At 62.4% G+C, this 23,246-nt stretch carries 15 protein-coding genes, 1 tRNA gene and 4 pseudogenes; 12 read left to right on the forward strand and 8 right to left on the reverse strand.

The features are described 5' to 3' along the window. Positions 1-4: 4 nt before the first annotated feature. Together OKW39_RS19285 and OKW39_RS19290 are read left to right on the forward strand one after the other, a co-directional pair. Positions 5-703, forward strand: a pseudogene (locus OKW39_RS19285) (glycoside hydrolase domain-containing protein); the annotation flags it as partial. A 46-nt stretch (positions 704-749) separates the two neighbouring features. Next, complete coding sequence (locus OKW39_RS19290) at positions 750-1,061, forward strand: hypothetical protein (protein WP_429563267.1); 312 nt, start codon at positions 750-752, stop codon at positions 1,059-1,061. 203 nt (positions 1,062-1,264) lie between these two features. Here OKW39_RS19290 and OKW39_RS19295 read toward each other — a convergent pair whose 3' ends face one another. Next, on the reverse strand, positions 1,265-1,729 hold the full coding sequence (locus OKW39_RS19295; protein WP_429563268.1) for a rhodanese-like domain-containing protein: 465 nt from the start codon (positions 1,727-1,729) through the stop codon (positions 1,265-1,267). Positions 1,730-2,184: 455 nt separating this feature from the next. Here OKW39_RS19295 and glnA point away from each other — a divergent pair, with 455 nt between their 5' ends. From glnA to OKW39_RS19320, 5 genes and pseudogenes are all read left to right on the forward strand, one after another. After that, complete coding sequence (glnA, locus tag OKW39_RS19300) at positions 2,185-3,600, forward strand: type I glutamate--ammonia ligase (RefSeq protein WP_429334899.1); 1,416 nt, start codon at positions 2,185-2,187, stop codon at positions 3,598-3,600. 199 nt (positions 3,601-3,799) lie between these two features. After that, positions 3,800-4,942 (forward strand): nitrogen regulation protein NR(II), encoded by a 1,143-nt coding sequence (gene glnL / locus OKW39_RS19305; RefSeq protein ID WP_184048104.1) that lies wholly within the window; start codon positions 3,800-3,802, stop codon positions 4,940-4,942. Positions 4,943-4,978: 36 nt separating this feature from the next. Next, positions 4,979-6,124, forward strand: a pseudogene (ntrC, locus tag OKW39_RS19310) (nitrogen regulation protein NR(I)); the annotation flags it as partial. Between the two features lie 75 nt (positions 6,125-6,199). Then, positions 6,200-6,512, forward strand: a pseudogene (locus OKW39_RS19315) (helix-turn-helix domain-containing protein); the annotation flags it as partial. 140 nt (positions 6,513-6,652) lie between these two features. Then, a complete protein-coding gene (locus tag OKW39_RS19320; RefSeq protein ID WP_429563269.1) occupies positions 6,653-8,770 on the forward strand; it encodes a prolyl oligopeptidase family serine peptidase in 2,118 nt (705 codons plus the stop codon). A 51-nt stretch (positions 8,771-8,821) separates the two neighbouring features. On the opposite strand, the gene xth is transcribed toward OKW39_RS19320, so the two are convergent. Beyond that, positions 8,822-9,598: an exodeoxyribonuclease III gene (xth, locus tag OKW39_RS19325; RefSeq protein ID WP_429563270.1), complete on the reverse strand. Its 777-nt coding sequence runs from the start codon at positions 9,596-9,598 to the stop codon at positions 8,822-8,824. A 78-nt stretch (positions 9,599-9,676) separates the two neighbouring features. On the opposite strand from xth, the gene OKW39_RS19330 reads away from it, so the two are divergent. Continuing rightward, positions 9,677-9,800, forward strand: a tRNA-OTHER gene (locus OKW39_RS19330). Positions 9,801-9,933: 133 nt separating this feature from the next. Here OKW39_RS19330 and OKW39_RS19335 read toward each other — a convergent pair. From OKW39_RS19335 to OKW39_RS19360, 6 genes are all read right to left on the reverse strand, one after another. Continuing rightward, positions 9,934-10,953 carry an ABC transporter ATP-binding protein gene (locus OKW39_RS19335; RefSeq protein ID WP_090800851.1) on the reverse strand — a complete coding sequence of 340 codons (1,020 nt, stop codon included), beginning with the start codon at positions 10,951-10,953 and terminating at the stop codon, positions 9,934-9,936. Continuing rightward, on the reverse strand, positions 10,950-11,951 hold the full coding sequence (locus OKW39_RS19340) for an ABC transporter ATP-binding protein (protein ID WP_090800849.1): 1,002 nt from the start codon (positions 11,949-11,951) through the stop codon (positions 10,950-10,952). The genes OKW39_RS19335 and OKW39_RS19340 overlap by 4 nt, the downstream gene beginning before the upstream one ends. A 1-nt stretch (position 11,952) precedes the next feature. Continuing rightward, positions 11,953-12,903 (reverse strand): ABC transporter permease, encoded by a 951-nt coding sequence (locus OKW39_RS19345; protein ID WP_429563271.1) that lies wholly within the window; start codon positions 12,901-12,903, stop codon positions 11,953-11,955. A 1-nt stretch (position 12,904) separates the two neighbouring features. Further along, positions 12,905-13,840, reverse strand: coding sequence for an ABC transporter permease subunit (locus OKW39_RS19350; protein WP_018417493.1), 936 nt, complete (start codon positions 13,838-13,840; stop codon positions 12,905-12,907). A gap of 17 nt (positions 13,841-13,857) precedes the next feature. Next, positions 13,858-15,474, reverse strand: a complete 1,617-nt coding sequence (locus OKW39_RS19355; protein WP_429334894.1) for a peptide ABC transporter substrate-binding protein — start codon at positions 15,472-15,474, stop codon at positions 13,858-13,860. 130 nt (positions 15,475-15,604) lie between these two features. Then, the gene (locus OKW39_RS19360; RefSeq protein WP_429563272.1) at positions 15,605-18,295 is read right to left on the reverse strand and encodes a TonB-dependent receptor plug domain-containing protein; all 2,691 of its coding nucleotides are present in this window, start codon (positions 18,293-18,295) and stop codon (positions 15,605-15,607) included. A 1,074-nt stretch (positions 18,296-19,369) separates the two neighbouring features. Between OKW39_RS19360 and OKW39_RS19365 the strand changes: the two genes are divergently transcribed. From OKW39_RS19365 to OKW39_RS19380, 4 genes and pseudogenes are all read left to right on the forward strand, one after another. After that, entirely contained in the window at positions 19,370-19,981 is a 612-nt protein-coding gene (locus tag OKW39_RS19365; protein ID WP_090800844.1) for a MotA/TolQ/ExbB proton channel family protein, read from the forward strand. A gap of 24 nt (positions 19,982-20,005) precedes the next feature. Then, on the forward strand, positions 20,006-20,425 hold the full coding sequence (locus tag OKW39_RS19370; RefSeq protein WP_090800842.1) for an ExbD/TolR family protein: 420 nt from the start codon (positions 20,006-20,008) through the stop codon (positions 20,423-20,425). Then, the gene (locus OKW39_RS19375; RefSeq protein WP_187612970.1) at positions 20,422-21,165 is read left to right on the forward strand and encodes an energy transducer TonB; all 744 of its coding nucleotides are present in this window, start codon (positions 20,422-20,424) and stop codon (positions 21,163-21,165) included. The genes OKW39_RS19370 and OKW39_RS19375 overlap by 4 nt, the downstream gene beginning before the upstream one ends. A 175-nt stretch (positions 21,166-21,340) precedes the next feature. Further along, positions 21,341-23,240 (forward strand): annotated as a pseudogene (locus tag OKW39_RS19380) (extracellular solute-binding protein). The last annotated feature ends 6 nt before the right edge of the window (positions 23,241-23,246 follow it).

Raw genomic sequence — 23,246 nt, forward strand, 5'->3', positions numbered from 1 at the left:
GGCCCTCAATACGATTCAGGTAAGTAGTCAGGACACGGCTGCGCTGACGAAGTTTTATACGGCGTTCTATCACGCGCTGTGGGCGCCGAGCGGATTCAGCGATTCCAACGGCCAATATATCGGCTTCGACCAGCAGGTCCATACGGTTAGCGCGGGCCACGCGGCGCAGTACACCAGCTTTTCGGGCTGGGACATCCATCGCTCGCTGATTGCGCTCAAGGCCACGCTGTTTCCTCAGGAAACCAGCGATATGGCGCAGTCGCTAGTCAACGATGCGGATCAGTGCGGCGCGATTCCGCATTGGGTCAACGACAACGTCGAGGATGGCGTGATGCCCGGCGACGCCGGCTCGCTGATCGTGGCGGGCGCCTATGCATTCGGCGCGCGAGCGTTCGATACCTCGGGCGCGCTGAAGCACATGATCAAGATGGCCAACGTTCCCGGAACGGCGTGCAATGGCGTGACCACGAACGGCGGCCGCGCCAGTTATCTGCAGTTCGGCTACATTACGAATGGCGAATGGGGGCAGGCATCGTCGACGCTCGAATACGCGAGCAGCGATTTCGCCATTTCGCAGTTTGCCGGCCAACTGGGCAATTCAACGATCCAGAAGATGCTGCTGAGCCGCTCGGCCTGTTGGCAGAACCTGCTCAACACGTCGCTGCCGCCGTCTCTGATCGCCGCGCGCAACTCGGACGGAAGCTGAATTGCGCAGACGCAGAGCAGCACCGACAACTACGTCGAAGGCAATGCCGGGCAGTACAAACAACCACGGCATCGGCAGCGACGGCAGCACCGATACCGATGGTCAGGGTGCGGACTTCGACGGCTCGCTGTTCAGCTACTCGTCGCAGGCCTTGACGGCGGCGGGCGCGGCGCCGGGCAAACCGTTCTCCTTCGGCGGCGCGAGCTGCGTCTTGTCTGGCGGCCCGCTCGATAACGCGGGGGCGGTGGGGCAGACCATCGCGATGCCGCCGGGCAAGCTCGTGACGAGCGTCGCGCTGCCGAATCAGGTCAGCGCGGGCGAGTTGCACGGGTTCGGGATTTCGGCCGCGCGCTGAACACAATGGAGCGCCGCGCGCGCGGCGCTCGACGAAACAAGCGGTCCGCGCCTGAGGGTTAGGTTGGCGCGAACCGCGACATCGCAGTGTCACAACCCGCGCCGACGATGCAATCAATGCGTGGTCGGCGCGAACCGTTTCAATCGGCGTGCTTCAGCGCCGCGCCACGGGCTTCCGCAGATGCGGACAGTGCGCCAGCGCCATCAGGCTCCGATCCACGGCAAGCCGCGAAAACACCATCCCGACACCGTCTTCCGATGCCCCTGGCCGTCCTTGTCGCCTTCGAAGCCTTCCAGCAGGTCATACGCCTTCGTGAAGCCGGCCTGGGTCGCGGCGATCGCGGCGAGCTTCGAGCGCGCGGCGCTGCGGCACAGGAACAGCACCGGCGTGTCGGGCGAGGCGACCTTCGCGAGTTGCTGCACGAACTCCTGATTGGGCACCGCGCCCGGATAGCGCGTCCATTCGACATGCGCGTATTGGCCATCACCGATCACCGGCCGGCCGACCCAGTCGAGCTCGGCGCGGGTACGCACGTCGACGAGACGCGTGCGCGGATCGAGTTCCAGCAGTTCGAACGCCTCGGCCGGCGATACCGCGCCCGCGTAGGGCAGTTGGTTCTCGGTGCGGCGGGCGTCCGCCTTCGCGTAAAGCTGTTGGAGCGTGCTCATGAGTGTCAATCTCCTTCGGACCAAATGATCATTCTAGCGCGCTGCAGGCAGCGCACAGACCTGTGTAGACTGGACGGCGCCAGGCAGTCGCGGGCGGCCGTCCCAACCTCGATGCGCAAATATGGTGCATTTCCTGCTGAATGCACCAAAATGGTATGGATCGTCATTTCCAAAGCGGTGAATGCGCGAAATTGGTGCGTTGCGATGCCCGCACGTTTGTTTGCGAGGCTGCTCGCGTCTCGTGCGTGGCCGGCAAACGTAAGCAGCGTAATGGTGTGCGCCGGATTGGCCCATACGAGGCCCAGAGGTGGCACACTATCTGCTTTATAGGTGCCGATCGATTTATCCCGGCAGAATTTTCCGCCCGCGACGCCATATAAGTGGACGTTCCGGGATGGGTCAGCTAGATTGGGCGGCGGCTGAATCCGCCGAAATTGTTAATCAGGAGATAGGTTATGAGTAAATCCGTGGCCGACGTCATTCAACTCGTCAAGGACGAAGACGTCAAGTTTGTCGACTTCCGTTTCACCGACACGCGCGGCAAGGAACAACACGTTTCGGTGCCGGTGTCGGCATTCGATGAAGACAAGTTCGAAAGCGGCCATGCGTTTGACGGATCGTCGATTGCCGGCTGGAAGGGCATCGAAGCATCGGACATGTTGCTGGTCCCGGACGCGAACACGGCCTTCATCGACCCGTTCTACGAAGAATCGACCCTCGTGCTGACCTGTGACGTCGTCGAACCGGCTGACGGCAAGGGCTACGAGCGCGACCCGCGCTCGCTCGCGAAGCGCGCCGAAGCGTACCTGAAGAGTTCGGGACTCGGCGACACCGCGTACTTCGGTCCGGAACCGGAATTCTTCATTTTCGACTCGGTCCAGTGGAACACGGACCAGTCGGGCTGCTTCGTGAAGATCGGTTCGGAAGAAGCACCGTGGTCGTCGGCGAAGGAATTCGAAGGCGGCAACACCGGCCACCGTCCGGGCACCAAGGGCGGCTACTTCCCGGTCGCGCCGGTCGATTCGTTCCAGGACATCCGTTCGGAAATGTGTCTGCTGCTCGAACAGATCGGCGTTCCGGTCGAAGTGCATCACCACGAAGTGGGGGGCATGGGCCAGAATGAAATCGGCACGAAGTTCTCGACGCTGGTGCAGCGCGCTGACTGGACGCAGCAACTGAAGTACATCATCCAAAACGTCGCGCACACGTACGGCAAGACGGCAACGTTCATGCCGAAGCCGGTCGTCGGCGATAACGGTTCGGGCATGCACGTTCACCAGTCGATCTGGAAGGACGGCCAGAACCTGTTCGCGGGCAACGGCTACGCAGGTCTGTCGGAATTCGCGCTGTTCTACATCGGCGGCATCATCAAGCACGCTCGCGCGCTGAACGCGATCACGAACCCGGGTACGAACTCGTACAAGCGTCTCGTGCCGCACTTCGAAGCGCCGGTCAAGCTCGCTTACTCGGCTCGCAACCGTTCGGCATCGATCCGAATTCCGCACGTGTCGAACCCGAAGGGCCGCCGTATCGAAACGCGCTTCCCGGATCCGCTGGCGAATCCGTACCTGTGCTTCTCCGCGCTGATGATGGCGGGTCTGGACGGCGTGCAGAACAAGATTCACCCGGGCGAAGCCGCCGACAAGAACCTGTACGACCTGCCGCCGGAAGAGGATGCAAAGATCCCGACCGTGTGCGCGGGCCTCGACCAGGCTCTCGACTCGCTCGACGCGGACCGCGAGTTCCTGACGCGCGGCGGGGTATTCACGGATGCGATGCTCGACGCGTACATCGAACTGAAGACGACGGAACTGCAGCGTTATCGTCAGGCGGTGCACCCGATCGAATTCGAAATGTATTACTCGCTGTAAGGGGCCATGGCGCTTCGCCCTTCACCCGGCGAAGCGCTTTGCCCGACGCTCGCGATCGGTCACGAAGGGACGGCGGCGCCGTCCCTTTTTCGTTAGGCCGTACGCACGGCCGGCCGCGCGCGGGCAACACGGCATTCGGTGCAGCACAATAAAGCAGCACTCCTGATTTATCACCATCTCCTACCGGCCAGACTGCAAGATGGTTCTCAAGAATCTGATCAAGGCAAGGAAAGGACACGAACAGACGCTGTCGGACGACATGCAGCTCGTGAGTTCTGGCCTGTTGCCAGGCTTCGAGGCGCTGCCGACCGTCTTGCTGGTGCTCGAGAAGCGCACGCTGCGCGTCGCGTTCGCGAATCCGTCGGCGGAGTCGATGCTGGAGATGTCTCGCAAGCAACTCACGCAGATGGCGTGGCCAGACATCTTCTCGAACGCGGACGAACTGGTCGCGACGATCACCGCGATCGCCGCACACCGTTTTCACGCGACGCATCTGGACGCCGTGCTCGAGCGTCCTGGCCACGAGCCGCTGCACGTGCATGCGATCGTCGGTTTTCTGGAAAGCGCGCAGGACTACGTGTTGCTCGAACTGTTCGAGAACGAGCGGCATCTGCGCACCGACCGCGAAGAGCGCATCAACGACCTGACCGCCGTCAACAAGCATCTGATCCGCAATCTCGCGCACGAAATCAAGAATCCGCTGGGCGGCATTCGCGGCGCCGCGCAACTGCTCGAGTTCGAACTCGGCGAACGTGAGCGCGACGAGTTGCGCGAGTACACCCAGGTCATCATCAAGGAGTCGGACCGTCTGCAGACGCTGGTCGACCGCTTGCTCGAACCGCACCGGCATCCGCATATCGTCGGCGATGTGAATGTTCACGAGGTGTGCGAGCGCGTGCGTCAGGTGATTCTCGCGGAGTTTCCGCGCGGCCTGACGATCGAGCGCGACTACGACGTCAGCGTGCCGGATCTGCGCGGCGACAAGGAGCAGCTGATCCAGGCGCTGCTGAACATCGTGCGCAATGCGGCCGAGGCGTTGCGCGAGCGGATCTCGCAGGGCGATGCGCGCATCGAATTGCGTACGCGCATCGCGCGCAAGGTCACGATTTCAAAACGCCTGTGCAAGCTGGCATTGGACTTGCATATCATCGACAACGGCCCAGGCATTCCCGAAGAGATTCGCGACCGCATTTTCTATCCGCTCGTGTCGGGGCGCGAGGACGGCAGCGGTCTCGGTCTCACGCTAGCGCAGACCTTCGTGCAGCAGCACGAAGGTCTGATCGAGGTGGACAGCCGGCCGGGCCATACCGAGTTTCAGATTCTGCTGCCGCTCGACCTCTAGATAACACAAGCACCTCAAGACTTCTGACCGACCTATATGAAGCCGATCTGGATAGTAGACGACGATCAATCAATTCGCTGGGTGCTCGAGAAAGCGCTGGCGCGCGAGAACTTCGCGACGCGCAGCTTCGCGAACGTGCGCGAAGCGTCGGCCGCGCTCGATCACGACAGCCCGCAGGTGCTGGTCTCCGATATCCGCATGCCCGGCGGCTCCGGGCTGGAGCTGCTGCAAACCGTACGCGACAAGGTGCCGGGCTTGCCGGTCATCATCATGACCGCGTTCTCGGATCTCGATAGCGCGGTCGCCGCATTCCAGGGCGGCGCGTTCGAGTATCTGGCGAAGCCGTTCGACGTCGACAAGGCCGTCGAGCTGATTCGCCGCGCGGTCGACGAAAGCATGCGCGGCGAGCAGACGTGGGACGACCGCGTCGCCGAAGCGCCCGAGATGCTCGGCCAGGCGCCAGCGATGCAGGACATGTTTCGCGCGATCGGCCGCCTGTCGCATTCGGCGGCCACCGTGCTCATTACCGGCGAATCAGGCACCGGGAAGGAACTGGTCGCGCGCGCGCTGCACCGACATAGCCCACGCGCGAACGGCCCCTTCATCGCGTTGAACACGGCCGCGATTCCGAAGGATTTGCTGGAGTCCGAACTGTTCGGTCATGAGCGCGGGGCGTTCACCGGCGCGCAGGCGATGCGCCAGGGACGCTTCGAGCAGGCCGAGAACGGCACGCTGTTTCTCGACGAAATCGGCGACATGCCGTTCGATCTGCAGACGCGTTTGTTGCGCGTGCTGTCGGACGGGCAGTTCTATCGCGTAGGCGGCCACAATCCGTTGCGCGCGAATGTGCGGGTGATCGCGGCGACGCACCAGAATCTCGAATCGCGCGTGCGGCAAGGACTGTTTCGCGAGGACCTGTATCACCGTCTGAACGTGATCCGTCTGCGCTTGCCCGCGTTGCGCGAGCGCAACGAGGATATCCCGCTGCTGACGCGGCATTTCCTGCAAAAGAGTGCGCGCGATCTCGGCGTCGAACCGAAGCGCGTGTCCGAGGAGGCGCTCGCGTATCTTGCGTCGCTGCCGTTTCCGGGCAACGTGCGGCAACTCGAGAATCTCGCGAACTGGCTCACGGTGATGGCGCCCGCGCAGACGATCGAAACCAAGGATCTGCCGCCCGATCTCGGTCCCGCGCACGGCAGCGGGAGCGAGCCTGGTGCGGGCGCCGCTGCCGGCGCGGATGGCACCGTGGCGACCAATGCGGGAATCGCGGGCGGCGTGCCGCTCGCTGGCACGAACGGCGGCGCGCTCGTGCATCCGGGTGGGGCGGCCGGCGCGTCGGTCGCCAACCGCGCTGAGCGCATGGGAAGGCGGCTTGCGCACCGAAGTCGCGCGCATGCTGCGCGAAAACGCGGCCGACGTGATGGACGAACTCGCGCGCCGCTTCGAAGCGGCCGTGATCCGCGAGGCGCTCGACTTCACGCGCGGCCGCAAGGTCGAGGCGGCCGAGCGGCTCGGCATCGGGCGCAATACGATTACGCGCAAGATTCAGGAGCTCAATCTGGAGCCTTGACACGCTCGTTCTGAGCGACGCTGCATGGCAGGCGGGGGCGGCTCAGGCCGCCTTCGTCGTTGTTGCATCGCGCCCCGCGGCAAACCGTCAACCACCGCGCACGAGGCATAATCAACGCTGTTCCGATCCAACAGCCGACGATGCCAGCTTCTTCAGCTTCTCCCGCCCCGTTCGAGTGGCCGCTTTCCCCCGATCCTTTCCTGTCGCTCGAAGAGCTGTACGACGCTGACGCTCTCGCATGGGTCGACGCGCAGAATGCGCGCACCCGCGTGGCGTGGTGCAGCGGCGAGTCGTTCGACGCGCTCAGACGGCGGCTCGCCGATGCCTATCTGCCGCGCGAGCGTCCGGTGATTCCGGATCGCTGGAAGGACTGGGCCTACGATTTGTGGCAGGACGAGCGCAATCCGCGCGGTCTCTGGCGACGCACTGCGTGGGCCGCATGGCGCAACGGCGCACCGGTGTGGCAGAACCTGCTCGACTTCGACGCGCTCGGCGCGGCCGACGGCACGCCGTGGGTGTGCGTCGATCTCGATATCCTTTATCCGGACGGCGACCGCGCGCTGATCACGATGTCGCCGGGCGGTTCGGATGCGCTCGTCGTGCGCGAGTTCGATCTCGACGCGCGGCGTTTCGTCGACGATGGCTTCGCGATTGCGAAGGCGGGCAAGCACACGGTGTCGTGGATCGATCGCGATACGCTGTACGTCGGCTGGGACAATGGGCGCAAGACGCTGACGCGCTCCGGTTATCCGCGCGACGTGCGGCGCTGGACCCGCGGCACGGCGCTCGCCGATGCGCCCGTCGTGTTTCGCGGCGAGTTTGGCGACATCGGCGTGGAGGCGCATTACGATCCGGTCGATCGCCGGCATACGGTGACGAGCAGCGTCGACTTTTTCGATTCGCACACGTATTACCTCGACGACGCTAGCGACGCCTGGCATCGTTACGAAGTGCCGTCGCACGTCGCGGTGGGGGCGTGGCAGGGCTGGCTGTTGCTCGAGCCGCGGCTCGATTGGGAGTGCGAGTGGGACGGCAATCTCGCGCGCTATCCGGGCGGCGCGCTGCTCGCGATTCGCGAGGACGCGTTTCTGCGCGGCGAGCGCGACGTGACGCCGCTCTTCACGCCGACGCCGCTGACCTCGGCCTGCGAGTGGTCGCATACGCGCCATCATATGATCGTGTCGTATCTCGACGACGTGCGCGGCAAGACGCTGATCTGGACGCCGTCGCGGCGCGAGGACGGCACCTGGCAGTGGCGTGAGCGCGTGTTCGCGTCGCGCGGCGATGCGCAGGTCGACGTGTCGCCGGTCGAGTCGACATTGAACGACGAGGTGTTTGTCGACACCGACGATTATCTGCAACCGCCCGCCTACTGGCTCTCCGATCTCGCGCTCGAGGAGCCCGGCGAATGGGAGTTGCTCGACCGCTGGCCGACGCAGTTCGACGCGACGCGCGTCGCGGTGACGCGCGGACATGCGGTATCGGCCGATGGCACGCGCGTACCCTACACGGTGATTGGGCCGAAGCAAGCGCCGTCATCGCCGGGCGATGAAAGCCCGACGCGCCCCTGTCTGCTGAGCGGCTACGGCGGCTTCGCGATTCCGCTGCTGCCGAGCTATCTGACGGGGCAGGGCATCGGCTGGCTCGAACGCGGCGGCGTGTACGTGGTCGCGCATATTCGCGGCGGCGGCGAGTTCGGCACGCACTGGCACACGGCGGCGCAAGGCGAGCATCGCCAGCGCGCGTTCGATGATTTCATCGCGGTCGCCGAGGCGCTGATCGCGACCGGCGTGACGAGCGCCGCACAGCTCGGCATTCAGGGCGGCAGCAACGGCGGTTTGCTCGTGGCCGCCTGCATGGTGCAGCGGCCGCAGCTATTCGGCGCGGTCGTCTGCGAGGTGCCGTTGCTCGATATGAGCCGCTATCACCTGCTGCATGCGGGCGCCTCGTGGATCGACGAGTACGGCGACCCCGACGAACCCGATGAAGCGCGTGCGCTCGCCGCGTATTCGCCGTATCACAACCTCGCGGCGGGTGTCGCGTATCCGCCGGTGCTATTCACGACGTCGACCGCCGACGATCGCGTGCATCCCGGCCATGCGCGCAAAATGGCCGCGCGCATGCAGGCGCTGGGCGCGCAGCACGTGTGGTATCGGGAGAATACGGAAGGCGGCCACGGCGGCTCCGATGAGTTGGAGCAGGCCGAGCATGATGCGATGGTGTTCGGGTTCTTGTGGGGTGTGCTGGGCGGCGCTTGAAGCAATAGGGACGCGAGGCAGCGCTGCCTCGTTTCGTCGCTGTATGCCGGATCAGCCCAGCTGCGCGAACACTGGCGCGTGATCCGACGGCTGCTCCCACTTGCGCGGCACCTTGTCGATGTCGCACGCCGAGCAGATGTCGGCCAATGCCTTCGACAGCAGGATGTGATCGATGCGCAGTCCCGCGTTGCGACGGAACGCCATCATCCGGTAGTCCCACCACGAATAGATTTTTTCCTGCTGCTCGAACTGGCGGAACGCGTCGAGCAGACCGAGGCCGATCAGCCGCACGAACGCCGCGCGTTCCTCGGGCGACACCAGATTCTGACCTTCCCATGCCTTCGGATCGTGCACGTCGCGGTCGTCTGGCGCGATGTTGTAGTCGCCGAGCAAGGCGAGCTTCGGATGCAGCGTCATCTCGGTGGCGAGCCAGTCGTGCAGCGCGTCGAGCCAGCGCAGCTTGTACGCGAACTTGTCGGTGCCGGGCGCCTGGCCGTTGGGGAAATACGCGGAGATGATGCGCATGCCGTCGATGGTTGCCGCGATCACGCGCTGCTGCGGGTCCTCGAAACCGGGGATGTTGCGCACGATGCTGCTTTCGTCGACGTTCAAACCTTCGCGCACCAGAATGCCGACACCGTTATAGGTTTTCTGACCCGCGTACCAGCTTCGATAGCCGACCGCCTCGAGTTCGGCGCGCGGAAATTTTTCGTCGGGAAGCTTCAGTTCCTGCAGGCACAGCACGTCGGTGCCGCTGCTCGCGAGCCAGTCGATGACGTGTTGCTGGCGGACTTTGAGGGAGTTGACGTTCCAGGTGGCGATTTTCATCAGTTGCACAACTTGTTGATTTTCAATAAATATTTGACTTGATGTGGTCGTGATATACGTATCGATATACCATTTCGCGAGTGGTGTTCCGCGAGTGGTGTTCCGTTATTCAGGAGTCACACGCCATGCCAGTCCGGCGTCGCAGCCTATATGATACGGCCTGTCACGCCGGGGGGCGCGGGTTCGAGTCCCGTCCACTCCGCCGGACAAAGCCCGTTCATGGGAACTTGAACGGGCTTTGCTTTTGGCCCATCACCAGGCCGTCAGCTCGGGCCGGTCGAGCGTGGGCTTTCGCCGCTGTCCCGGTTGTTGAACTCCCGCCCATGAAACAGGCGCTATTCGGTAGGAACGGGAACCCGGATGCACGCAACCCGCCGTGCATCACCTTGCTGGGAAACCGCTTGCGGTTGCGCATCGCCGCATGCGTCGATCGCGGCGGGGCAGCGCGTGCGGAACGCGCATCCCGACGGCGGTTGCAAGGGCGACGGAATCTCGCCTTGAAGCAGCAGATGCCGTCGCGCGCGCTCGACGGTCGGGTCGGGAACCGGTACGGCCGACAGCAATGCACGGGTATAGGGATGCGCAGGTGCCGCGTACAGCGCGCGTTTTTCGCCGAACTCTATCACGCGCCCCATATACATCACCATCACGCGATGGCTGATTGCTTTCACCACGGCCAGATCGTGTGCGACGAACAGCAGCGACAACGACAGTTCGCGTTGCAAGTCGCGCAATAGATTAACGATTTGCGCTTGAATCGACACGTCGAGCGCGGACACCGGTTCATCGCAGATCACGAGTTGCGGCTCGCTGATCAATGCCCGTGCAATTCCGACGCGCTGACATTGCCCGCCCGAAAACTCATGCGGATAGCGCCGCAGATGCTGCGCATTCAGGCCGACGCGTTCGAGGATGCTCAGCACGCGAGCGCGCACATCGGCGCGCGCGACATCGGGCCGATGCGTGATCAACGGCTCCGCGACGATCTGCTCGATCGTCATGCGCGGATCGAGCGACGCGAGCGGGTCCTGAAAGATCATCTGCACGTCGCGCCGCAAGATGCCGAGATCGCGCTTCGCGCCTTGCACGGTTTCGACGCCATGAAGCTTGACGCTGCCGCCCGACGCAGGCGCAAGACCGACGATCGCGCGCGCGAGCGTGGACTTGCCGCAGCCGGATTCACCCACCAGCCCGACGGTTTCGCCGCGCCGTACATCGAACGACACGCCGTCGACAGCGCGCAGCGTGGCCTTGCCGGACCACGGTAATTTGCCGCGCGGCACGCTGAAATGCACCTTCAGTTCGTTCACCGACAGCAGCGGTTCGGTACTGTTGCAAGCGGAATGCTGGTTCATCGAACGGCCTCCAGAATGGCTGAAACCGGACGGTGGCACGCGCGCAATGCACCCGCCAGATCGCTACGCGCATCGAGCGACGGCACTGTGGTGCGGCAAGTATCGTCTGCAAACGAACAACGCGGTGCGAACGCGCAACCCGCGCCGATTTGCCCCGGCAAAGGCGGATTGCCCGGAATGGTTTGCAACGGGCGGTCGTCGTCGTCGGTGATGCGCGGCAGCGCGTTCAGCAGGCCGATCGTGTACGGATGGGTCGGCGCCGCGAACAGCGCGCGCGCGTCTGCCTGCTCGACCGTACGCCCTGCATACATCACCATCACGGTATCGCACAAACCGGCGACCACGCCCATGTCGTGCGTGATGAGGACGATTGCCGTGCCGCGCTCGCGATTCAGTTCGCGCAGCAATTCGATGATTTGCGCCTGAACGGTGACGTCGAGCGCGGTAGTCGGTTCGTCGGCAATCAAAATGTCCGGTTCGGACAGCAACGCCATCGCAATCATCACGCGCTGCCGCATACCACCGGAAAACTCATGCGGATACATGCCGATGCGGCGTGCGGCATCGGGAATCCGCACCGTGTCGAGCACCTCGATGGCACGCCGACGCGCTTCGCGACGCGACAGCTTCTTGTGCAATTGCAGCGATTCCGTCATCTGCCGTTCAATGGTCAAAAACGGATTGAGCGCCGTCATCGGGTCCTGAAACACCATGCCGATCCGGTTGCCGCGAATCCTGTTCAGCGCTGCGTTGTTCATCCTCAGCAGATCGCCGCCGTCTTCGCCACGATACAGTGCGGTGCCCGACACGCTGCCGTTCGACGACAGCAAACCGAGCAGCGCCATCACGGTCTGACTCTTGCCCGACCCCGATTCGCCGACGATGCCCAGCGTGCTGCCCGCGTCGAGCGAAAACGACACGCGTTGGACCGCATCGACCGGCGGTCCTTCGCGGCGCGTGAAGCGCACACTCAGGTCCTTCACTTCGAGTAGCGCCATGTCAATGATCCTTGGGGTCGAGAGCGTCGCGCAAACCGTCGCCGACGAAGTTCACGCAATACAGCGTCACGCACAGCATGACGGCAGGGCAGAGCAGCAGCCACGGCATCGATTCGAGTTTTTGGGCGCCGTCTTCGATCAGCACGCCCCAACTCGTCATCGGCTCCTGGACGCCGAGTCCGAGAAACGACAGCACCGATTCCGTCAGCACGATCGACGGCACTGTGACCGTGGCATACACCACCACCACGCCGATCAGGTTCGGTACGATATGTCGCGCGATGATGGCGCGGGTGCTGACGCCAGTCGCATGCGCCGCGTCGACGAATTCGCGCGAACGCAGCGACAGCGTCTGACCGCGCACCACGCGCGCCATATCGAGCCACGAAAACGCGCTGATGGTCAGCACGACCAGATAGAACGCGCGGCCGAACAGCGTCATCATCATGATCGCGATCAGCATGTACGGAATCGCGTACATCACGTCGACGATGCGCATCATAACGGCATCGACGCGTCCGCCCATGAAGCCGGCTGTCGCGCCCCACGCGACGCCGATCAGTCCGGACACCAGCGTGCCGAGCAACCCGACTTCGAGCGATACGCGCCCGCCCACCAGCGTGCGCGCGAGCAGGTCGCGACCGAGTTCGTCGGTACCGAACAGATGCAGGCCGAGCCACGACGGCGGCAGACTGATCGATCCCCAGTCGCTGTCGACCGGATTGTTGGGCAGAAACAGCGGCCCCGCAAAGCATGCGACGACGATCAGCAGCAGGATCACGAGACTTGCAAATGCCGCGCGATTACGCAAAAAGCGCATGGCGGCAATCGCGAACGGTCCGCGCGAAGCCTTCGTGACGATGCCGCCGGGCAGACAGCCGCCTGCGGACGCCGCATCGGCCGGCGGCGCGACGAACGCACGCGCGGCCAGGTTGAATCGACGAATCTTCATGTCAGTACCGGATGCGCGGATCGAGCCATGCGTAAGCAAGATCGACCAGCAGATTGAACAGGACCGCGAATGCCGTAATCAATGCGACCAGACCGAGCACCAGCGTGTAGTCGCGATTGATCGCGCCGTTCACGACCAGTTGCCCGAGACCGGGCAGCGCGAATACGGATTCGGTGACGACCGCGGCGGTGATCGACGAAATGCACAGCGAGCCGAGTAGCGATACGACCGGCATCAGCGCCGGTTTCAGCGCATGACGCAAGACGATGGTGCGGCCGGCCAGACCTTTCGCGCGCGCGGTCCGGATGAAATTGCCGGACAGCACTTCGATCATGCTGCCGCGCATCACGCGCGCAATCGTCGATACGTTGATGATCACGAGCAGTACGATCGGCAATACGCGGTAGTGCCAGTCGCCGTCACCCCAACCGCCAGCGGGCAGCAGACCATGCTCGCCGCGTTTGATCAGGATCGCGAAGACCCACACCAGCACGGGGCCGAGGATGAATGGCGGCACCACACTGCCGAGATTGCCGAGCAACATCACGCCGTAGTCGATCACGCCATTGCGGCGCACCGCCGCAACCGTGCCGAGCGCCACACCGATCACCAGCGCGATCGGCACCGAAATGCCGCCGACGCCGAGGCTGACCGGTAGGGCTTTCCACACCAGTTCGCTGACCGACCAGTCCGTGTAACGGAACGACGCGCCGAGGTCGCCGTGCAGCAGCGAGTCGATGTACAGCAAATACTGCTTCCACAGCGGCTGATCGATGTGGTATTTCGCGTCGAGATTGGCAAGCACGGCCGCCGACAGATGCTTCTCCGAATCGAACGGGCCGCCGGGCGTCAGGTGCAGCAGCAGGTAGCACGCGGTGATCACGGCGAGAATCGTCGGGATCGCCCATAACGCGCGGCGCAATGTATAAGCCAGCATGGCAAGGCTCCTTGCGCTCAGTGCTTGATGATGTACATGTCCTGCGACTGCCGCTGATCGACGTAGTTGGTCGGCGAATAGCCGCCCACATACGATTTCACGAGCCGCACCGCCGAGTACTGGAACATCGGAATCAGCGGATAGTCGTTCATCGCGATGTCGTGCGCCTGCGTTAGCATCGCGGTACGCTTCGCTTCGTCCATCTGCTGGTTCGCCTGATCGATCAACGCATCGACCTTCGGATTGCAGTAGTGCTGGTCGTTCTGCACGCTGTTGCAGCGGATCAGGTCGAAGAACGACATCGCATCGTTGTAGTCGACGAACCAGCCGTCGCGCGACGCCTGCACCTTGCCGTCGTGGCGCATTTTCAGCAGCACGCGGTTCTCGACGTTTTCGAGCTTCACGTTGACGCCGAGCTTGGTGCGCCATTCCGACGTCGTGAATAGCGCGACCTTCTTGTGCAGGTCGTTGGTGTTGTATGTCAGCGTGAACGTCAACGGCTTTGCAGCGGAATAGCCCGCCTGTTTCAGCAGGTCTCGCGCGGTTTCGATGCGTTTCGCCATCGGCCACGCGGCCCAGTCGGGCTGGAATTGCGCCGCGCCTTGCGTGCCTTTTGCAATCAGGCCGTACAGCGGCAACTCGCCGCTTGCGGTCAGTTTAGACGTCAGCAGGTTGCGGTCGATCACCATGGACAGCGCCTCGCGCACGCGCTTGTCCCTGAAGGCCGGGTCGGCGTTGTTCAGCGAGTAGTAGTAGGTGGCGATAAACATCCCGGTCTTCAGTTCGGAGCCGAACTGCTTGCTGACGTGGTTATAGATGCCGGACGGAATCGAATACGTGTAATCGAACTGGCCGGCCTGATACATCCGCATTGCCGTTTCGTCGCTTTCGATCGGCAGATAGGTGACTTTCGTGATCGCGACCTGGCTCGCATCCCAGTACTTGTCGTTCTTCACCATCACGAGACGGTTGCCCGGTTGCCAGTCGCTCAACGCATACGCACCGTCGCTGACCATGTGGCCGGGACGGGTCCATTCGTCGCCGTACTTCGCGACCGTCGCGCGGTTCACCGGCGCCATCGTCGACATTGCGGTCAGTTGCGGAAAGAACGCGGTCGGGTCTTCGGTCTTGACCTCTACCGTGTACGGATCGACCGCGCGCACGCCGAGACTGGAGAGCGGCGCCTTGCCCGCCAGAATCGCCTTCGCGTTCTTCACGAACTCGACCAGGATCGTGTATTTCGAGCCGGTCTTCGGATCGACCACGCGTTGCCATGAATAGACGAAATCGGCGGCCGTGACCGGCTCGCCGTTACTCCAGCGCGCGTTGTGGCGCAGCTTGAAGATCCATGTATCGGGCGCGCTGCGGCTCCACGATTGCGCGACGCCCGGCACGACCGCACCGTCGGCGGCGATTCGCGTCAAGCCTTCGAACAGGTCGAGGCCGATGGTATTAGCGGCCCAGGATTCGATATGCGCGGGGTCGATCGATTCTGCCTCGACGGGTGTTTGCCGCGTCAGTTCCTGGGTGGCTGCGAGCGTGACGCCGGGCGGGATCGTCACGGCGTGGGCGGGAGAGAGAAGGGCGAGCGCCAACGCGGCCAACGCCGCCCGAGTGGCGTGAATCGGTTTCATTGCGTATTTCAAGTGGCATCCGAATAGCAAAAAAGCTGGCGGTGCACGAGGCACCGCCGCCAATCCTCTTCAACAACGAAGAAGAGGCAAGAGGAGACCTACGGTCCTGCGATAAAGCCCGCTGCGACGATCAGAAGCGGTAGGTCGCACCGATCTGGAAGAAGCGGCCCAGATTCGTGTACAGCGACTGGTCGTAGCCGGTGATGTCCGGCGTTGATTGCCACTCGACGTCGAACGGCGGCTGCCTGTCGAAGATGTTCTGGATGCCGCCATAGATCGTCCAGTTCTTGAAGCCGCGATACGTCATCATCAGGTTGAACTGGCTATACGACGCCACCGAACCCGTGCCACCGTCGCCGAACTCGGCTGCCACTGCGTTGGTGTACGGACCCGTGTACTGCCAGCTCAGCGTCGTGGTCATCTTGCGGTAATCCCACGTCAGGCTCGTGTTGCCCTTCCAGCGGGGATTCGACGCACCGAACGGTTGCAGCAGCGCGAGGTTGTTACCCGCAAAGTCCTGCGTTGCAGCGCCCGGGCTGTTCAGCTTGAAGTGCCACACGTACGCCCAGTCGCCCGACAGCGTGAACGTGCCGTACTTCGTGCCGACCGACTTGCGGAAGTTCATGTCGAAGCCGTCGGTATCCAGCGAGCCGAGGTTGATGAACTGTTGCGAGATGTAGCGGATCGTGCCGTCAGGATTGCGCACGACCCTCGACGGGTCGTTGGCATCCAGCACGGCATTCGGATCGTCGGTACCGATCACGCCGTCGATATGAATCTTGTAGAACGCTGCACCGATATCGGTCGACGTATCCGGCGACAGTTCGAAGCCGATGTTGTAGTTCTTGGTGTGCTCCGGTTGGAGGTTCGGATTGCCGTTGATCTGTTCCGTCGTGAAGTGCTTGGTCGGCACGCCGCTCGGGTCGTTCGGATCGACGAGGTTCTGGTGAGCCAGGTAGGTTGCCTGCGAGTTTTCGATCAGCGTCGGCGCGCGGAAACCACGGCTGTACGACGCGTACGTCGTCAGCATCTGGACCGGTTGGAAGCGCAGTGCGAAGTTCGGCGAGAACGCGCCGCCGAAGTCGCTATAGTGGTCATAGCGGCCCGCTTGCGTGAACGTCAGGTTGTGGATGATCGGAATATCGATCTGGTAATACACGGCCGCGATGTTGCGTTCGCCGTCGACGGACTGAACGTTCGCCGGCACGACGATCCCTTGCGACGAGTACGTGCGCGGGTTGATCAGCGAGCTTTCGTGACGGAATTCCGTACCGAAACCGATGCCGACCGGGCCAGCCGGCAGGTTGAACAGATTGCCGGTCGAGGTCTTCGCCGTCACGCTGTCGAGCTTCGAGATCGCCTGCTGGTAGTCGTTCTGGAACAGGCCGTTCAGACCGTTCGGCGTCGATGCCGGGTTCGCGAAGTTGTAGCCGCCGTTCGGGCCGAGGAGGTTTTCAAGCGCGGCCGTGTTGATCATGTTCGAGTACGTCGTGTCGACCGTGCTCTGCGAATGACCATAGTCCACCGACCAGTCCCAGTCGCCGGCCTTCGGCGTGGTGAACGAACCTTTCACGCCCGTCGAGGCCTTCCAGAACGTCGATACCGTGTCTGCGCGCTGCGCAATGCCCGGGAAGGTCAGGTTGATCGGCGTATCGACACCGTACGGGTTGTACGGATTCAGCGCCGACACCGTGCGGTCGAGTTGCGACACCGAGCCGGTCACTGGATTGAACACGTTCGACACGCTGCTGATGGCCGGGCTGCCGAAGTACTGGACCGTCTCGTTGCGGCTCGCCCACAGGTCGGCGTAAGCCTGTATGTCGTCGTTGATCTTGAAGGTGCCACGCACCTTCGCGTTCAGACGCGTCGTCTGTGGAATCAGCGAGTACGTGTTCGCGTTCTTGTACACGCACGATGCGCCCGCCGCGTTAGTGCTGCCCGGAGGGCATGGGCTCAACGCGGCGGTCGAGCCGTCGGGCAGTTGCCAGAATGACTGCTGATTCGGACCCAGAGGACCCGCCGACCCGCCTGGGTACTGGCTGAAGTCTTCGTTTTTGGTCATGTCGCGCTGGTCGAGCGTCGAACCGGAATCGCGATAATAGCTGGCGGCTGCCGTCACGTTGAAACGATCCGAGTTCAGGTCGCCGAAGCCGCCGAGCACGCTGAAGTTGCCCTGAGCGTTACCCGGATGCTGTGCCTTGCCGAGCTGCCCGTCGATCTGAAGACCCTGGAAGTTCTTCTTCGTGATGATGTTGACCACGCCGGCAATCGCGTCGGAACCGTATGCGGACACGGCGCCCGTCTTCACGATTTCGATGTGATCGACGATGTTCAGCGGGATCGTGTTGACGTCGAAGAACGTGTCGGTGAAGTTCACCGCCTGTGCGTAGTTCGCGACGCGTTGGCCGTCGACCAGCACCAGCGTGTACTTCTCGGACAGACCGCGCAATGCGATCCCCGAGCCGCCCGGCGCCGTGCCGTTCATCGTGGTGGAACCCCAACTGGACGCGGAGTTGGCAGACATGCCGCGCAGGAAGTCGGCCACGGTCGTGTAGCCGCTTTGCTGGATTTCCCTTGCCGTAACGGTCTGGACTTCGACGTTGCCGGTCTTGTCCGATGTGCGGATCAGCGAACCGGTGACTTCTACTTTTTCGAGCTTGCTGACGGCGGGGGGAGCCGCCGCTGGCGTGCTTGCGGCCGTCGGAACGGCCGCTGTATCAGGTTGGCTTTGTGCGTGTGCCAGCGGGACGAACGCCGCTGTCAACACCAGCTCGGCTCCGATGATTCTTTTGATGGCTGAGGCCAATCGCTTTTGTTTCACTTGCGCTCCTTCTTGTTGTTAAGGCCACTTCCGTTGAACGATCACGCAAACGCGGGCGCGAGTTGCGCATGCGCTGCAGTGCGTTGACGTCAGCGAGTTCTTCGCTGTCCGGCGCATCCCCGCGCCGTCCCGCACATCCCGTCCAGGGTGCGTCGCCGATCGTGTCGGACGCGCGCCTTGGTCTTGAAGCGAGCGCAGCAAGAGCACGAGATATGCCATGTGTGAGGTCGCGGACCGTCGGAAAGGCCTTGAGCGGCCTCCGCAAATGCATCGAAGCGATTGATTTGCTTAGGAATTCAGAGTTACGAAAAATTGTGTCGCGCGGGTAGTGCCTGGAAATAAAGCATTCCTCGCGCGTAACAGAACGCAGGAAAGTTTCCATTGGAAAAAAATAAAGTTAGGCGGCTTATTTTAATTACGATTTGGTGCAGCTTACGCACCGTAAGAATGCTTAATTACAGAATTGGTGCATTAGATAAAAAATGGTCCATTGCAATTAAATTCCCTAATTCGGGGCGATTAATATGCCGTTGAAATGAACAGTAATAAATGTAAGAAATGGATCCTGTAAGGTTGATTCGCGCTGCGTGTAGGCATTTCTGGCTGGTAGCTGGTCTTCAATTGGTGCCTATTGTCATACTAGATAGAAAGTAATATGAAAGGTTAATGTAATGAAATTGTCTATAGATATTCTGAGATTGCACCAAAACGATTCAAGTGCGACTTTTCGCACCATTTCTGCAATAGGGAATTAAAGGCTTTGGCAGAATAAGTCTTGGAAAGCGGACTTACTCCAATTACAAAAACCAATTTATTTTGCTATATGCGTGCGCGGGCGCCACGCAAGCCGCGGGCATGCGAGATCTTTGTCGCGCTCGGCAAGTCCATGAAATAAAAGGCAAAGCTTCCCGTGTAAAGGACTGGCGACGCTCGTTACGGAGAAACCAGTCGCCTGACCTGGTACGGGCTTTGCATAGGTGGCGGGCCTTTAGCCGGCGACTCACAAGGCAGCCGGCATCTCGAAACCTACCGTTATTCAACGGCCGCTTGAGCCTGTACTAACCGGAGTCCGCAGTGCTGAATACCCTCATTAACTACTCGATCCAGTCGATGGGTCTGATCCCTCTCCTCGCGTTCATCTTCCTGCTCGGCATCGCGATCATCATCGAACGATTCATGTTCTTCTCGCGTGCCGTGCGTGCCGGCAAGACCCTCGAACATGACCTGAAACTCGTCGATGCAGCCAATCCCGAAGATGCCGCCAAAGTGGCCGAGCACTACAAGCAGACCGTGCAAGGCGAACTCGTGAAGTCGGCGATGAAAGTGAAGGGCAAGAGTGAAGCCGTGGTCGAACGCGAGATCGAGGAAACGATCATGTTCCAGTTGCCGCGTCTCGACCGTAACCTGTGGATTCTCGACACGGCCGTGACGCTCGGCCCGTTGCTGGGTCTGCTTGGCACGATCATCGGCATGGTCGAATCGTTCAACGTGCTCGGCACCAGCGGCACCGCGAACCCGAACGGCGTGACGGGCGGCATCGGTCACGCGCTGACGGCCACCGCGTGCGGCCTGACCATCGCGATCATCTGCGTGATCTTCCTGAACTACTTCAACAAGCGTATCCGGATGACGGTCAACCAGTTCGACCTCATCAAGTCGCTGCTCGTATCGCGCTTCGCAGTCTGACGCCCGCACTCAAGGAGACGGACCATGCGAAACCATCGCAGCCATTACCTCGGCGGTGAAGAGAAAGCGCGCATCGAGATCATCCCCATGATCGACATCATGATGTTCCTGCTGGTGTTCTTCATGCTCGCGACGCTGAAGATGATCCAGGGCACAGGCATCAAGCTCGACCTGCCGCAATCGAGCACCGCCGAGCAGTTGCAGCAGACCGTCAAGCTATCGATCGGCGTGACGAAGACGGATGAAATCTATCTGGATTCGAAGCCCGTGACGCCCGACGAACTGACCGCGCGTCTGCAAGGTCTGGTTCACGACTCGAAGAAAGTAGATGTCGCGATTGCCGGCGACGAAGGCACGAGCTACAAGAATATCGTCAAGGTGATGGACCTGGTGCGCGCGGCGGGCATCAGTTCGGTTGCATTGGCCACGAACCCGACGACATGAGTTCACCGGCCATCGACATGAAAGATCCGCAAAACCGCCTGGACGGTGCACTCTGGGCATCGACGACGCCGGCGCATCACGGTCGCATGCCCATGAAGCTGGCGATCGGCGTTGCGGTGCTGGTCGAGGCGCTGGTGATTCTGGGCGTGTCGCACATGAAGTTCCAGCCGCCGCCGCCTCCCCCGCCGAAGGAGATGCGCGTGCAGATTGCGCCGCCGCCTCCGCCACCGCCGCCGCCCGAGGTCAAGAAGCTGGAGCCGCCGCCGGCGCCGCCCAAAGCGCAGCCGAAGCACGAAATACCGAAGCCGACCCCGACGCCGCCGCCGCCGCGACCGACGCCGCAGCCGGTGATCCAGCCCACGGCGAATCCGGCTCCGAACGCTCCGGCGATCGCCTCGCCGACGCCTGCGCCGGCACCCGCTCCGGCACCGGCCGCGCCGCCGGCGCCGCCCGCGCTGCATGGCGTGGTGGACGGCCGCGGTCATTGCCAGTCGGTGCAGCCGGTGATTCCGCGCAAGGCATTGACGGACGGTATTTCGGCGGACGTGATCGCGCATCTGACGATCGGTACGGACGGCAAGGTCAGCGACGTGAAGATCATGCGCGTCACGCCGCCGACGTCGGTGTTCAACGAAGCCGTGATTGCCGCAGGCAAGGCGTACAAGTGCGAGAAGAATGCCGAGCCGTATGTTGGCGAAGTTCAGTTCTCGTTCAAGACCACACCGTCCGACGACGAGTAACCACGACGAGTAACGACGACGAATAAGCTCAGCTTCGACGCGAACTTCCGGCCTTCGCAATTTACCCATCCGGCCTTCAACCCGGAACCGCGCGAGCGGTGGCTACCCGCCGCCGCCCGCGCGGTTTCGAAGCATCGCGCATCGGCTACGAGCCGATTGCGTCCAGACACGCATGATGACAACCGACAGGTTTCGAAGCCCGCGCGCGCACGTCGTTAAGATGCTCGCGGCGCGGGTTGCGGTGACGCTCGTCGCGGGGCTGCTGGTCGTGCCGTTGACGACCGCGCCCGTGTTCGCGAGGGCGTCGATCGCGCAGTACGACGCGCCGAAGTATCCATCCGGGTTCACGCATTTCGATTACGCGGACCCGAATGCGCCGACCGATGGCACGCTGGTTTTCCAGAACTACGACGAAGCGCAAAGCTACGATTCGCTGAATCCGTTCCTGACGCGTGGTGCGCCGGCGCCGGACATCCTGCATCTGATGTTCGATACGCTGATGCAGCGCAGCTGGGACGAACTCGCGTCGGAATACGCATTGATCGCCGACGACGTCGAGGTGGCGCCGGATGGCAAATCAGCGGTGTTTCATATCGACCCGCGAGCGCGCTTTTCGAACGGCGATCCGATTACCGCCGACGACGTCAAGTATTCGTTCGATACGCTGACCAGCCCGCAGGCATCGCCGCTGTTCAACTCGCAGTTCGCGGTGATCAGCCGCGCCACGGTGCTCGACCCGTCGCGGGTGCGCTTCGACTTCAGGCACGTGGAACGCGACGCGCCGTTGATCGCAGGCGACCTGCCGGTTTTCTCGCGCAAGTGGGCAATGCAAGCCAACGGCACGCGCATCGCATTCGATCAGTTGACCAACGTGCCGCCGGTGTCGAGCGGCCCGTATCTGATCGAGCAGCGCAAGAACGACACGCAGATCGTCTACAGTCGCAATCCGGCATACTGGGCCGCAAATTTGCCGTCGCGGCGCGGCATGTACCATTTCGCGCGCGTCGCGTTCAAGCTCTATCACGATCATTACACGCAGCTCGAATCGCTGAAAGCGCTCGATACCGACGTGATGGTCGAATACAGTTCGATGCAATGGGCGCGCCGTTATATCGGCAAGAATCTTCGATAACGGCGCGTTGCAGCGCAAACTCTTTCCGGATCACGGCGCGCAGATGCAGGGGCTGATGTTCAACACGCGCAGGCCGATGTTTTCGGATGTGCGGGTGCGGCATGCCCTTGCACTCGCGTTCGACTACGACTGGCTGAACCGGATGACCTTTTACGGCCAGTACCGGCGCACCAACAGCTACTTCGACGATAGCCCGTTCGCCGCGCAAGGCGTGCCCACCGATGCCGAACTCGAGCTGCTCGACCCGTATCGCGCGAGTTTGCCGGCGGCCGTGTTCGGTCCAATGGTCAGGCAGGCCGACACGATTGCGCCGCACACGTTGCGCGAGAACCTGCGCGAAGCGCGCGGCCTGCTCGCCGAAGCGGGTTGGACGGTGCGCGACGGCCAGTTGCGCGACGCGCACGGCAACCCCATGTCGATCGAAATCATCGACGATCAGCCTGGCATGGATCGCGTACTGCTGGCGTATATGCGCAACCTTCAACTGCTCGGCATCGATGCGCATATGCGCGAGATAGATAGTGCGTTGTATCAGAAGCGGATCGACAACTTCGAGTTCGATATGACGACGTTCATCTATCTGCGCGTGACGATTCCTGGGTCAGAACTGGAGCGTCGTTTCAGCAGCGCATCGGCGTCCCAGGTCGGCTCGGAAAACTATCCGGGCGTGAGGTCGCCGGCGGTCGATGCGCTGGTGCGCGCGGTGATGCGCGCGAGCACGCTGAACGAACTCGAAACCGCGACCCATGCGCTCGACCGCGTGCTGATCAACGGCTATTACCTGGTGCCCGAATATTTTGCGCCGGATACGCGCATAGCGTACAAAAGCGCCCTCGGCTACCCGACGGTGACGCCGGTCAGTTTCCAGGGCGAGGACTGGATCGTCAGCTACTGGTATCGCAAGACGCCGTCCGCTGCGGCCAATACCGCCGAGGCGAAGTGAGGGGCT

Origin of the sequence: Paraburkholderia sp. MM6662-R1 (assembly GCF_050436245.1) — a bacterium.
GTDB classification, from domain to species: Bacteria; Pseudomonadota; Gammaproteobacteria; order Burkholderiales; family Burkholderiaceae; genus Paraburkholderia; species Paraburkholderia tuberum.

Excerpts from the sequence above, each read along its gene's own strand:
- OKW39_RS19295 (WP_429563268.1), bottom strand. The coding sequence starts at position 1,729 with ATGAGCACGCTCCAACAGCTTTACGCGAAGGCGGACGCCCGCCGCACC.
- OKW39_RS19345 (WP_429563271.1), bottom strand. The coding sequence starts at position 12,903 with ATGAAGATTCGTCGATTCAACCTGGCCGCGCGTGCGTTCGTCGCGCCG.
- glnL (WP_184048104.1), top strand. The coding sequence starts at position 3,800 with ATGGTTCTCAAGAATCTGATCAAGGCAAGGAAAGGACACGAACAGACG.
- OKW39_RS19340 (WP_090800849.1), bottom strand. The coding sequence starts at position 11,951 with ATGGCGCTACTCGAAGTGAAGGACCTGAGTGTGCGCTTCACGCGCCGC.
- OKW39_RS19355 (WP_429334894.1), bottom strand. The coding sequence starts at position 15,474 with ATGAAACCGATTCACGCCACTCGGGCGGCGTTGGCCGCGTTGGCGCTC.
- OKW39_RS19370 (WP_090800842.1), top strand. The coding sequence starts at position 20,006 with ATGCGAAACCATCGCAGCCATTACCTCGGCGGTGAAGAGAAAGCGCGC.
- glnA (WP_429334899.1), top strand. The coding sequence starts at position 2,185 with ATGAGTAAATCCGTGGCCGACGTCATTCAACTCGTCAAGGACGAAGAC.
- xth (WP_429563270.1), bottom strand. The coding sequence starts at position 9,598 with ATGAAAATCGCCACCTGGAACGTCAACTCCCTCAAAGTCCGCCAGCAA.
- OKW39_RS19350 (WP_018417493.1), bottom strand. The coding sequence starts at position 13,840 with ATGCTGGCTTATACATTGCGCCGCGCGTTATGGGCGATCCCGACGATT.
- OKW39_RS19320 (WP_429563269.1), top strand. The coding sequence starts at position 6,653 with ATGCCAGCTTCTTCAGCTTCTCCCGCCCCGTTCGAGTGGCCGCTTTCC.
- OKW39_RS19335 (WP_090800851.1), bottom strand. The coding sequence starts at position 10,953 with ATGAACCAGCATTCCGCTTGCAACAGTACCGAACCGCTGCTGTCGGTG.
- OKW39_RS19375 (WP_187612970.1), top strand. The coding sequence starts at position 20,422 with ATGAGTTCACCGGCCATCGACATGAAAGATCCGCAAAACCGCCTGGAC.
- OKW39_RS19290 (WP_429563267.1), top strand. The coding sequence starts at position 750 with ATGCCGGGCAGTACAAACAACCACGGCATCGGCAGCGACGGCAGCACC.